The organism is Rhodococcus sp. IEGM 1351, assembly GCF_030056875.1.
GTDB lineage: Bacteria > Actinomycetota > Actinomycetes > Mycobacteriales > Mycobacteriaceae > Rhodococcus_F > Rhodococcus_F opacus.
In genome coordinates this window covers 1-11679 of the sequence record NZ_JASHKU010000004.1, presented here as the reverse complement: position 1 = coordinate 11679, position 11679 = coordinate 1, and the positions used below count along the sequence as shown (strand labels likewise).

Sequence of the window (11679 nt, the reverse complement as noted above, 5' to 3'; positions counted from 1 at the left end):
GGCGCTGACACCATGAACGCATGCGCACAGTCTTCGATCCCGCCGAACTTCCCCCACACCGCATGTATCAGGTGCTGACCGCCTCGATCGTGCCCCGGCCGATCGCGTGGGTGTCCACCGTCTCGGCGGACGGGGTGGCCAACCTGGCCCCGTACAGCTTCTTCTCTGTGTCCAGCACCCACCCGCCGGTGGTGCAGTTCACGTCGGTGACCCGCAAGGACAGCCTCCGCAACATCGAGGCGACGGGAGAGTTCGTGATCAACGTGGCGACCGAGCCGCTGATCTCGACGGTCAACGCCAGTTCCGCCACGTTCGACAGCGAGGTCGACGAGTTCGCTGCGCTGGGCATCGACACCGAACCCAGTGAGCGGGTCCGTCCCGTGCGGGTCGCGGGTTCGCCGGTCGCCATCGAGTGCACCCTGCACCAGGTGATTCCTGTCGGTGATTCGTTCGTGGTGATGGGCGACGTCGTGACGGTCGCGGTGCGGCCCGAGGCGCTCGCCGACGACGGACTTCCGGACTTCGCGGAACTCGCCCCGCTCAGCCGGCTCGGCCGCAACGAGTGGGGTCTGCCGCCGAAGGTCGTGAGGCTCGACCGACCGCATCGCCCCGCCTAACGGATCGATTGGTTAGGCTTACCTGACAAATCGCACCGCTACCGGGGGAGTAACCGACGCCATGGCTCAACGCAGCAAGTTCGTCAAACCTCAGAGTCGCCGGATCGCGTCCGCACGCGTCGTGGCGGGCAAGCAGATCAGCCCGAACTTCGTCCGCGTCACCATCGCGGGCGAGGAACTCGACTCCGTCAGCCCGATGGGGTTCGACCAGTGGTTCCGGATGTTCATCCCCCAGCGGGGACAGAGCACGCTGCGGTTACCGACCAGCGCGAGCAACCTCTGGTACGCGCAGTACAAGCTGATGTCCAAGGACACCCGGCCGGTCGTGCGCAACTACACGATCCGCGAGATCCGGTTGGCGGGATCGGGAACGTTCGGCGACAGCACCGAGATCGACATCGACTTCGCCTCGCACGGCGACCTCGGTCCCGCGTCGGCGTGGGCCAACTCGGCCGCGGCCGGTGACGAGGTGGCGATCCTCGACGAGGGGCTGATCTACAACCCGACGCCGGACGCCGAGTGGCAGCTGCTCGTCGGTGACGAGAGCGCGCTTCCCGCCATCGTCGGGATCCTGCGTTCGGCACCGCGGGACCTGCGGGCCGAAGTGTTCGTCGAGATTCCCGATGCCGAAGACGCTCGAGAAGTTTCGGTGGGTGACGGCGTGAACGTGCACTGGCTGGTGCGCGAGGACGCCGATGCCCGTCCGGGAGTGCTCGCACTCGACACCGTGAAACAGGCGGAGCTGCCGACCGGGCCGTCCTACACGTTCGTGGCCGGCGAGAGCGAGCTGACGACGGCGCTGCGACGCCACCTCGTGAACGAGCGCCGCATCCCGAAGTCCGACATCTCGTTCACCGGGTACTGGCGCCACGGCCACGCTGCCAACTGACCACAGGTGAGTGGCACAGCACGCCGGGGCGCGCCGGGCCACTCACCTGGGTTCTCAGTTGGCGTGCTTCTGAACGAGGGCGCCCAGACGCGGAAGTGCCTCGATCACATTCTTCTTCGCCGACGGACGCAGCGACGAGTACACCTTCTTGACAGCACCGCGGTCGCTGCCCTCGATGCGCTCGTCGGTCACACCGAGGAGCGAGTCCGCGACCTCCTCGCCACGCGCGACCAGGTACTCGGAGAATCCCGCCTCACCGCTGGCGGTGAAGGCCTGCCAGTACGGCTCGAGCTTGGTGACGAATGCCGGCAGCAGGCCCTCGATGGCGTCCGGCACGATCGACGGTCCCACCTTCTTGACCGCGCCGTATCCACCCTTGAGTGCCAGTCCCGAGGCCCCCGACTTGTCCGAAACCTCCGCGTCGATGAGAGCCTGGACGTCTGCGATGACCGCAGGAACGCGCGACTCGTCGAGCAGGGTTTCGTTCAGAGCTGCAACCACTTTCAATGCCTCCGTATTGACTGAGCGATCAGGTCCGGCAGACACTATACGAAAAACCGGACTCCGCGTTGTTCGAGCAGGCCATGGCACCGGCGGGCCCGCTCGATCCACCAGCGTGAACGCTCCGCGGACGCGGCGAGAGCCGTGACGCGTTCGACGTCGGGTGCCACCGCGTCGACGGTGAGTTCGCCGTCGACCGGTTCGCGGGGGCGGGCCACGTCCGCCTCGAAGAGTCCCCCGGTACCCAGACCGCAGGCGAACTGCAATTCGGGGAGGGCGGCGGCAGCGGCGACACCGGCGGCGATACCGACAGCGGTGTCCAGGGCGCTCGACACGACCACCGGCACACCGTACGAAGACAACTCGTCCGCGAGCGACAGCAGCCGCCGCATTCCCCCGAGCGGGGCGACCTTCACGACGGCCACGTCGGCACCGCCGGCCCGCACGACCTTCAGCGGATCCTCGGCGCGCCGGATGCTCTCGTCGGCGGCCACCCGCACGTCGGGCATCCGCCTGCGGACCTCCACCAGCTCGGGCACGCTCGCGCACGGCTGCTCGGCGTATTCGAGCGGACCGTCGACGGTCAGGGCCCGCAGCGCGGTCTCGGCCTCGTCGACCGACCACCCCCCGTTCGCGTCGACGCGCACGTTCGGAACGAGTGCGCGGACCGCCCGCACCCGCGCGACGTCGTCGTCGAGCGTCTGACCACGTTCGGCCACTTTCACTTTCGCGGTTCGGGCACCGGGGTAACGCTCGAGCACGGCGGGCACCCGGGCGGCGTCGACGGCGGGGACGGTGGCGTTGATCGGCACTCGCGTTCGTACCGCGGGCGGCGGCCCGAGCCAGGCGTCCTCGATCGCCGACTGCAACCAGTGCGCCGCCTCGTCGTCCGCGTACTCGGGGAACGGCGCGAACTCGCCCCACCCCGCGGGACCGCGCAGCAGTAACGCTTCTCGCGTCGTGATGCCGCGGAACCGCACGCGCATGGGCAGACTCACCACGACGGCATCGGCCAGGACCTCCTCCAGGGAGGGCAGGGACGTCACGACGTCAGGGCTGCCCGGGCAGCAACTGGAGCATGAGGGCCTCGCAGTCGGCGAGCAACGTGTCGTCCTGCATCAACCGTGCGGTGATGAACGTCTTGCGACCCTCCACGCGGTCGACGCTGCCCTCGACGGTCAGCCGCGTGTCGAGCGGTGTGATCGCGCGGTAGTTCACATGCAGGTAGGCGGTGCGGCTGATGGGCCGCCCGTACGCGTGGACGATCATGCCCATCAGGTCGTCGAACAGCAGCGGCAGCGTGCCGCCGTGCGCGGCACCGTTGCCCCCGAGGTGGTAGCGCCGGAACATGCCCGCACTGCGCACGCCCTCGGGCCCGAACTTCTCGATGTTCCACGGCGGCATGAGGAGACTCCCCCGGCCCGGCAGCTCGATCGTGCGGCCCGCCGGCGACCGCCCCTCGGGAACGACGTGCGGTCCGAGCAGTTCGGCCAGCTTCTCCACCTGGTCCGCGGCCTGCGCGAGCACGTCGTCCGGGGCGTCGACCGACACCGCGAGGTCCTGCAACGTGCGCATTCCCTCGACGAACCGCGGCCAGTCCGGACCGGGCGTCACCGGCTCGTACTTGGGGAACCCGCCGTGGTGCTCGTACTCGTCGTCGCCCTTGCCGTCGAGACGGGTGACGTCGGCAGCCTGTTCGCTCATACCTGCACGGTAAACCCGGGCAAACTCGTGCGCGCGCGGACACCCGCCAACCGCACCCGATAACCTCGGAGCCGTGACTTTCAACCCGCAGCACTGGCGACCGGTTCCCGGTTTCGAGAACCTGACCGACATCACCTACCACCGGCATGTCACCCAGGGAATCGTCCGGGTGGCGTTCGACCGTCCCGAAGTGCGCAACGCCTTCCGCCCGCACACCGTCGACGAGTTGTACCAGGCGCTCGACCACGCCCGGATGACGTCCGACGTGGGCGCCGTGCTGCTCACCGGCAACGGTCCGAGCCCCAAGGACGAGGGGTGGGCGTTCTGCTCCGGCGGCGACCAGCGCATCCGCGGACGCAGCGGATACCAGTATGCGGAAGGCGAAACCGCGGACACCGTCGACAAGGCCCGCGCCGGACGTCTCCACATCCTCGAGGTCCAGCGGCTGATCCGGTTCATGCCGAAGGTCGTCATCTGCCTCGTCAACGGCTGGGCCGCGGGCGGCGGTCACAGCCTGCACGTGGTCTGCGACCTGACCCTCGCCAGCCGCGAACACGCCCGTTTCAAGCAGACCGACGCCGACGTCGGCAGCTTCGACGGCGGGTACGGCAGCGCCTACCTCGCCAAGATGGTCGGCCAGAAGTTCGCCCGCGAGATCTTCTTCCTCGGTGAGACGTACACCGCGGAGGAGATGCACCAGATGGGCGCCGTCAACAGGGTCGTCGACCACGCCGAACTCGAGGACGTCGCGATCGACTGGGCCACCAAGATCAACGGCAAGTCCCCGCAGGCCCAACGCATGCTCAAGTACGCGTTCAACCTGCAGGACGACGGCCTCGTCGGTCAGCAACTGTTCGCCGGCGAGGCAACCCGCATGGCGTACATGACGGACGAGGCCGTCGAGGGCCGCGATTCGTTCCTCGAAAAGCGTGAACCGGACTGGAAGCCGTACCCCTGGTATTTCTGAGATCCCCTACGTGTACTCGACCGCCATGCGGTCGATGGTGCCGTTGAACGGGAACGGCGCCCGGTCGTAGTAGTCCAGCGACACCGGGGACCCGAGGCAGGTGCCGACGTCGAGACAGTCGTTGGCTGTGAACAGCAACGGCACGCTCACCGGCACCTGCCCCTCCCCGACGACACTGCCGTCGACGCAGAGCTTCACGTTCAGCGGGCCACCGGGCCGCGTCTCGACGAACTCCGTGACCACCTGCACCGTGCGGGTGCCCGGCGGGATCGGCACGGTCGAACGAATCTTGGTGCGCATCAGGATGAACAGGTTGTACTCGTAACAGAGGTAGCCGTCGTCGACGAAACACGTGAGTCCGCCGGCGTTACTCCCCAGCGCGTAGAGCACTCCGCTCGGATTGTCCGGAGCGGAGAGGTCGAGGGTGACCCGGTTGTTCTTGTTCCCCAGCGCGGGAGCGCAGAACTCGGGCATACGGATCGTGTCGCCGGAGAACTCCCAGCTCGTGTACGGCGTCGTGATCCGCTGCTCGGGATGCAGCGCGATGACCCACAGCCCGCCGCCGACGGGGAGCACGTTGTTCTTCGCGGCCTCGATCGCGAACAGTTCCCGCAATTGCGCCAGCTTCCGCGGATGCTGCTCGGAGAGGTCCCGGTTCTGGGTCCAGTCCTCGTCCAGGTTGTAGAGCTCCCACACATCGTCGTCCGGGCTCCAGTCGCGGATGCCACCGGGCACACCCGCCGCCCAGGGTGCGCGTGGCCCGAACGCGGACGCCATCCAGCCGTCGTGGTAGATCGCCCGGCTGCCCATGATCTCGAAGTACTGAGTGAGCTTTCCCCCGGTGGCGCCGCGTTCGACGAGCGTCTGCGCGAAGCTGGCGCCGTCCACCGGATCCTGCGGAACACCGTTCACCGTCCGTGGCGGAGTGATCCCGACGATGTCATAGAGCGTCGGCACCACGTCGTTGCAGTGCAGGAAATGCGTACGGGGCGTCGGGTCCGGTGCCACCTTCGCCGGCCACCGGACGACCATCGGGTTGCGGGTGCCGCCGAGATGGGAGGCCAGCAGCTTCATCCCCTTGTACGGTGCGCTGCCCGCCCACGCCCAGCCCGCGTGATACATGTTGTCGGTCTTCGGCGACCCCAGGACGTCGAGGCCACCGAGTTCCTCGAGGGCCGCGATGTGCTGGGCAGGTGTGGTAGGAATACCGTTCTGCGCCAACAGTTCACTGATCGTGCCGTTCTGCCCCTCACCGGACGAGCCGTTGTCGCCCCAGATGTACAGGACCAGCGTGTCGTCCCGGTACCCCAGACGGTCGAGCTCGTCGAACAGCCTGCCCACCTGGACGTCGCAGTGCTCGGCATACCCGGCCGCGACCTCCATCAGCCGGCGCTGGAACGGTTTCTCGTCGTCGGGAATGTCGTCCCATGCGGCCATCGTCGGGTCCCGGTCGGTCAGCTCCGCTTCGGGGGGAATCCAGCCCTTCTCCTTCGCCCTCGTGAAAACCCGCTCCCGGTAGGCATCCCAGCCGTGGTCGAACTTCCCGGCGTACTTGTCGGCCCACGGCTTCATGATGTGGTGCGGTCCGTGCAGACAGCCGCTGGCCCAGTACATGAAGAACGGTTTGTCGGCGTCGAACGCCTTGTGCCTGCGCAGCCAGCCGATGGCGTCGTCCGCGAGATCCTCACTGAGGTGGTAGCCCTGCTCCGGGGTCTTCGGAGGCAGCACCACCGTCGTGTTCCGCACCAGGTTCGGCTCGTACTGCGACGCCTCGCCGGCGAGGAAGCCGTAGAAGTACTCGAACCCGAGACCCGTCGGCCAGTTGTCGAACGGACCGGCTGCGGTGGTCTCCTCGGCCGGCGTGTTGTGCCATTTCCCGAAAGCGGCAGTGCTATACCCGTAGTGGCGCAGCACCTCGGGCCCCGTCGCACTCGACCTCGGGATGTGGCCGGAGTAGCCGTCCCAGTCGTTGGCCAGCTCGGCGATCTGCCCGTTGCCGACGCGATGGTGGTTGCGTCCGGTCAGCAGCGACGCGCGGGTCGGCGAACACATCGCGGTCGTATGGAATCGGTTGTACCCGACACCGTCCTGCAACATTGCGTCGAGCGTCGGGGTGTTCACCTCACCGCCGAGGCCACTCGGCAGACCGGGCCCGGCGTCGTCGATGAGGACGACCAGAATGTTCGGGGCGTCGTCGGAAAGCCGCCGCTTCTTCGGAAGTGGGCTGTACACGGACTCCTGCATGGTCCGGCCGGCGACGCTTCCCGACGGCGTCGGCGGGAACGGTAACGATTCGCCGCCCGCTATCGGCTCGCCTGTCACGCTCGATTTCATGGCCCGGTCCCCTCGTCGTCCGATGCTGTCGATCCAGTCCAGCACCGGGCGGTCACGCACGAGTAGACCCTCCGAGGGTGAAATACGCGGGCGGATTCGTCGCCTCGGCAGGAGAGGGCACGCGACGTCTCCGATTCGGGCACACTGACCCACATGAGCATCGACCGCGAGGTCCCCGCACCGGAACACCGCCGTCCGCCCGGAGTGAGCGACGACACCGTCGCCGCGCTCGGGAAGTTGTCGGAGGCCCTCGAAACGGTCGAGCGTGCCCGCGGGCACCTCTACTCGTTCCATCAACTGATCGGCCACGCCGATCTTCAGCTCGGCGAAGCCGTAGACGCGCTCCGCGCCGCGGGACACGCGGCCGTCGCGGACCGGGTGGAGACCGAACTCGTGGGACGCAACGTCGTCGAGGGCCGGTGGACGTTCCAGCTCGTCGAAGAGTTCGACGATCACTACTGGTCGCCGCTGCGCGAGCACGAGCGGGGCGCACGTCACGAACTCGCCGACGGACGACGGCACCTGTTCGAGGCGGAGATGAAGGAAGATCGACGCACACACGGCCGGACGGGACACGAAGCCCGGCCCGGCGAAGGAGGGTGACGGGTGGAGATCCTCAGCAGCAGGACGATTCTGCGGCCGCGCGACTACACGACGACACTGGGCTTCTACCGTGACATCCTCGGGCTCGCCACCGCCCGCGAATACCCCGGGGGCACGGTGTTCTTCGCCGGTCAGGGTCTGATCGAGGTTGCCGCGCACGGCGGAACCGGTGAGTCGTCCTCCTTCGACGGCGCCCTGTGGCTGCAGGTTCGCGACCTCACCGCGGTCCAGACCGAGCTTGTTCTCGCCGGGGTGAAGATCGACCGCGAGGCCCGGCAGGAACCGTGGGGGCTGTTCGAGATGTGGATCGCGGACCCCGACGGAATCCCGATCGTTCTGGTGCAGATTCCGGAGGATCACCCCATCCGCCGCGACTCCCGTCCGAAGGGTGAGAACTGACGGGAAGCCATACGCAGGAGTGATCCTGGACACCGGACGTCAGCTGTACATTTTCGGTTGAAATCCGCACAATCTGGGTGTGACCGCAGAGCTCGTAGTTCTCCTGGTGGTGGTCGTCACCGCCCTCGCTTTCGATTTCACGAACGGCTTTCACGACACCGGCAATGCAATGGCCACCTCGATCGCGACGGGAGCTCTGCGACCCAAGGCCGCTGTCGCGCTCTCCGCATCGTTGAATCTGGTCGGCGCGTTCCTGTCCGTGGAGGTTGCGGCGACAGTTGCCAAGGGCGTGGTGAATCTGGGAGAAGTGGGCGGCGAGGATCTGCTGCTCATCGTGTTCGCCGGCCTGGTCGGCGGCATCATCTGGAATCTGGCGACGTGGCTGCTGGGCCTGCCGTCGAGCTCGTCCCACGCGCTGTTCGGCGGACTGATCGGTGCGGCCATGGCATCCATCGGCATGAGCGGTGTCGAGTGGGGCGGCGTGCTCAGCAAGGTCGTCGTGCCCGCCGTCCTCGCCCCCGTGGTCGCAGCACTGGTCGCCACCGCGGGCACCAAGCTGGTCTACCGGATCACCTCCGGCGTGCCGGAGGACACCAAGGAACACGGGTTCCGCATCGGTCAGATCGGTTCCGCGTCCCTGGTGTCGCTGGCCCACGGAACCAACGACGCCCAGAAGACGATGGGCGTGATCTTCCTCGCACTCGTCGCGCACGGGTCCCTGTCCGCCGAGGACGAGATGCCGTTCTGGGTGAAGCTCAGCTGTGCGATCGCCATCGCGCTCGGCACCTACCTCGGCGGCTGGCGCATCATCCGCACGCTCGGTAAGGGACTCGTCGAGATCGCCGCTCCCCAGGGCATGGCCGCGGAGTCTTCGTCCGCCGCCATCATCCTGACGTCCAGCCACCTCGGACTGCCGCTGTCCACCACGCACGTCGCGACCGGCTCCATCCTCGGCACCGGCCTCGGCCGCACGGGCGCCGAGGTCCGCTGGGGCATCGCCGGACGCATGGCCGTCGCGTGGCTGGTCACCCTGCCGTCCGCGGCGATCGTGGGAGCCGTGTGCTGGGTCATCGCCCACATGATCGGCGGTCTGCCCGGTGTTCTCGTCGTGTTCGCCGCCCTGATCGTGCTCGCCGGGTTCATGTATTTGCGCTCCCGGCTGCAGCCGGTGACGTCCGGCAACGTCAACGCCGAATGGGAGTCGGGCGAGACCGACGTTCCCGCCGAACCCATCGAACCGGGCGTGGCCGAGACCGCGGACTCCGCCGGTCCCGCCACGAACCGCTGAGGGGCTCGCCATGACACTGCTGACCACCACCATCCACTCGCTCTGGCAGGTCATCCTCGTCGGACTGCTGTTCGGCGCGGGCCTCCCCGCGATCTTCGCGCTCGGACTCCGGTCGCTCGGCGGCACGGACACCGGTGAGGGAGTCTCGCAGCCGACCTTCGCAGGCCGGATCGGCGCCTGGGCCTGCTTCGCCGTGGTGCTGATCGCGATCATCACTGGGATACTTCTCTTGATGCAGGGCTTTTTGGCCAGCAGCTTCGGTATCCACATCTTCTGAGCGGCGACCGCGAGTCCCGTTCCATCGACGAAAGAGGCCGAACGCGTGCCCAAGAATTCACTTCGCTCCGTGCTCGACTGGCTACGCGCCGGGTACCCCGAGGGAATCCCGGCGAAGGACCATTTCGCGTTGCTGGCCGTGCTGCGTCGCCGTCTCACCGACGAGGAGATCGAACAGGTCGTTGCGCTGTCCATCGAGACGGCCCACGAGACACCCGAACGCCACGTCGACTACGACAACATCCGCCGTCTCATCAGCGAGATCACCCACGAGGAACCGTCCGAGGAGGACGTTGCCCGGGTGACGGCGAACCTCGAGGCCGGAGGGTGGCCGGTCGGACCCGACGCCGAATGCGGCGACGGCTCCGGCGACACGGAAGAAACCCGCGACGCCGGCTAGCCATGAGCCTTCCACCGTTCCTCTCCTCCATCATCGGCTGGCTGCGAGCCGGCTACCCGAACGGCGTGCCCGAGCAGGACTACATTCCGTTGTTCGCGCTGCTCACCCGCCGTCTGTCGGAAGACGAGGTGGACGCCGTCGCCGACGCCCTCGTCGAGGAGGGCGACCTGCCCATCGAGAAGACCGACATCCAGGTGCTCATCACCAAGGTCACCGACGAGTTGCCGCTGGAGTCGGACGTAGACCGGGTGCGCAGCAACCTCGCCGCAGGCGGCTGGCCGCTGGCCGGGCCTGCCCAGTGAGCGAACTGCAGGTCCTGCCCGTCCCGTCGGGCGTCGGGGTTCTCGGCATCCTGCCGCAACTGTCGGCGATCCTCGACGGAACCGGCCCGGCCGTGCTCCCCGTCCCCGCCGCGGACGAGCGGGAGACCCGCCGACTGACGGACGCGTTGCACCCCGGGGAGCCGATCGACGACGGTGTCGCCCTCGTGGTCGCGACGTCCGGCACGACGGGAGTGCCGAAGGGGGCCATGCTGTCCGCGGCCGCCCTCCGCGCCAGCGGTGACGCGACGCACGCGCGGCTCGGCGGTCCGGGCTCCTGGCTGCTGGCCCTTCCCGCCCACCACATCGCGGGTATGCAGGTATTGCTGCGCAGTGTCCTCGCCGGCACCGAGCCGGTGGTGATCGACGTGACCGACGGCTTCGACCCCGGTGTGCTTCCTGCCGCTGTCGCGTCGATGAGCGGTCCCCGCCGCTACACCTCGCTCGTTCCGACCCAGCTGGTCAAGGCCCTCGACCACCCCGAAGCCGTGGCGTCGCTGGCCGCACTCGACGCCGTGCTCCTCGGCGGAGCCGCGACCCCCGCCCCCGTCCTGCGTCGCGCCGTAGACGCCGGCATCACCGTCGTCCGTACGTATGGAATGAGCGAGACGTGCGGCGGGTGCGTGTACGACGGGGTTCCCCTCGGCGGTGCCCGAGTACGGATCGACGGTGACGGCCGTGTCCTCCTCGGCGGGCCCATGCTCGCATCCGGTTACCGCGGACTCCCCGACCATCCGGCGTTCGCCGAACCCGGCTGGTTCCGCACCGACGACGCCGGCGCCGTCACCGACGACGTCCTCGGCATCTCCGGCAGACTCGACGAAGCCATCTCCACCGGCGGTCTCACCGTCGTCCCGCAGGTGGTCGAGGCGGCTCTCGTCGCGCACCCCGCCGTCCGGGAATGCGCGGTGATCGGCCTCCCCGACGAGCGACTGGGGCGCCGCGTCACCGCCGTCGTCGTCGCCGAGCCCGGCACCGAACCGACACTCGCCGAACTCCGTTCCTTCGTCGAATTCACGCTCGACCCCACCGCCGCCCCACGCGAACTGCACCTCGTCGACACCCTCCCCCTCAGAGGTCCGGGGAAGATCGACCGGCGCGCACTGGAATCGCGGTTCGGCTAGCGGATTCGCCCGTCTGCGGAGACATTGGCCAGATGCGCCCGCAATTTCCGCGCGTCTGGCCAAAATCCACGCGGATGCTGTTGTCCACACGCCGACCTCTATCCACAGGCTCCGCGAAAGCCCAGGTGAGCGAACCAATCACTTCTGCGGGGTGGGGCACGATGTCGCCATGAGCGACGACGTGATCTTCCGACGCAGAGCCCTAGTAGTACTTTGTTAGCTCGGCGTGTCGGCTCGAGTTTTCGTGGCCTTCTCGA

The 11679-nt window shown here is 68.0% G+C and carries 14 protein-coding genes; 10 read left to right on the top strand and 4 right to left on the bottom strand.

All coding sequences use genetic code 11. From position 1 onward, the window contains the following. Positions 1-20 precede the first annotated feature (20 nt). Positions 21-617, top strand: coding sequence for a flavin reductase family protein (locus tag QM806_RS08040; protein WP_005574505.1), 597 nt, complete (start codon positions 21-23; stop codon positions 615-617). Positions 618-678: 61 nt separating this feature from the next. Continuing rightward, on the top strand, positions 679-1506 hold the full coding sequence (locus QM806_RS08035; RefSeq protein WP_283291004.1) for a siderophore-interacting protein: 828 nt from the start codon (positions 679-681) through the stop codon (positions 1504-1506). Between the two features lie 54 nt (positions 1507-1560). On the opposite strand, the gene QM806_RS08030 is transcribed toward QM806_RS08035, so the two are convergent. From QM806_RS08030 to QM806_RS08020, 3 genes are read right to left on the bottom strand one after another with little or no spacing between them, the layout of a single operon-like run. After that, positions 1561-2007 carry a DUF6918 family protein gene (locus QM806_RS08030; protein ID WP_005574507.1) on the bottom strand — a complete coding sequence of 149 codons (447 nt, stop codon included), beginning with the start codon at positions 2005-2007 and terminating at the stop codon, positions 1561-1563. Between the two features lie 44 nt (positions 2008-2051). Next, positions 2052-3053 (bottom strand): o-succinylbenzoate synthase, encoded by a 1002-nt coding sequence (locus tag QM806_RS08025; protein WP_120660513.1) that lies wholly within the window; start codon positions 3051-3053, stop codon positions 2052-2054. A 4-nt stretch (positions 3054-3057) separates the two neighbouring features. Next, positions 3058-3711: a PaaI family thioesterase gene (locus tag QM806_RS08020; protein ID WP_005258299.1), complete on the bottom strand. Its 654-nt coding sequence runs from the start codon at positions 3709-3711 to the stop codon at positions 3058-3060. A gap of 73 nt (positions 3712-3784) precedes the next feature. On the opposite strand from QM806_RS08020, the gene QM806_RS08015 reads away from it, so the two are divergent. Further along, positions 3785-4678 carry a 1,4-dihydroxy-2-naphthoyl-CoA synthase gene (locus QM806_RS08015; RefSeq protein WP_283291000.1) on the top strand — a complete coding sequence of 298 codons (894 nt, stop codon included), beginning with the start codon at positions 3785-3787 and terminating at the stop codon, positions 4676-4678. A gap of 6 nt (positions 4679-4684) precedes the next feature. On the opposite strand, the gene QM806_RS08010 is transcribed toward QM806_RS08015, so the two are convergent. Continuing rightward, on the bottom strand, positions 4685-7072 hold the full coding sequence (locus QM806_RS08010) for an arylsulfatase (RefSeq protein WP_283290998.1): 2388 nt from the start codon (positions 7070-7072) through the stop codon (positions 4685-4687). Positions 7073-7165: 93 nt separating this feature from the next. Here QM806_RS08010 and QM806_RS08005 point away from each other — a divergent pair, with 93 nt between their 5' ends. The 7 genes from QM806_RS08005 (at position 7166) to menE (ending at position 11422) form a co-directional block, all read left to right on the top strand. Then, the gene (locus tag QM806_RS08005; protein WP_005564458.1) at positions 7166-7615 is read left to right on the top strand and encodes a hypothetical protein; all 450 of its coding nucleotides are present in this window, start codon (positions 7166-7168) and stop codon (positions 7613-7615) included. A 3-nt stretch (positions 7616-7618) separates the two neighbouring features. Continuing rightward, entirely contained in the window at positions 7619-8014 is a 396-nt protein-coding gene (locus QM806_RS08000; RefSeq protein ID WP_005258305.1) for a VOC family protein, read from the top strand. Positions 8015-8093: 79 nt separating this feature from the next. Next, positions 8094-9302: an inorganic phosphate transporter gene (locus QM806_RS07995; protein ID WP_283290996.1), complete on the top strand. Its 1209-nt coding sequence runs from the start codon at positions 8094-8096 to the stop codon at positions 9300-9302. Between the two features lie 10 nt (positions 9303-9312). After that, positions 9313-9579, top strand: coding sequence for a hypothetical protein (locus QM806_RS07990; RefSeq protein WP_005258308.1), 267 nt, complete (start codon positions 9313-9315; stop codon positions 9577-9579). A 45-nt stretch (positions 9580-9624) separates the two neighbouring features. Continuing rightward, entirely contained in the window at positions 9625-9978 is a 354-nt protein-coding gene (locus QM806_RS07985; protein WP_005258309.1) for a DUF3349 domain-containing protein, read from the top strand. A 2-nt stretch (positions 9979-9980) separates the two neighbouring features. Beyond that, a complete protein-coding gene (locus QM806_RS07980; protein ID WP_005252058.1) occupies positions 9981-10280 on the top strand; it encodes a DUF3349 domain-containing protein in 300 nt (99 codons plus the stop codon). Continuing rightward, entirely contained in the window at positions 10277-11422 is a 1146-nt protein-coding gene (gene menE / locus QM806_RS07975) for an o-succinylbenzoate--CoA ligase (RefSeq protein WP_283290993.1), read from the top strand. The genes QM806_RS07980 and menE overlap by 4 nt, the downstream gene beginning before the upstream one ends. Positions 11423-11679: the final 257 nt, after the last annotated feature.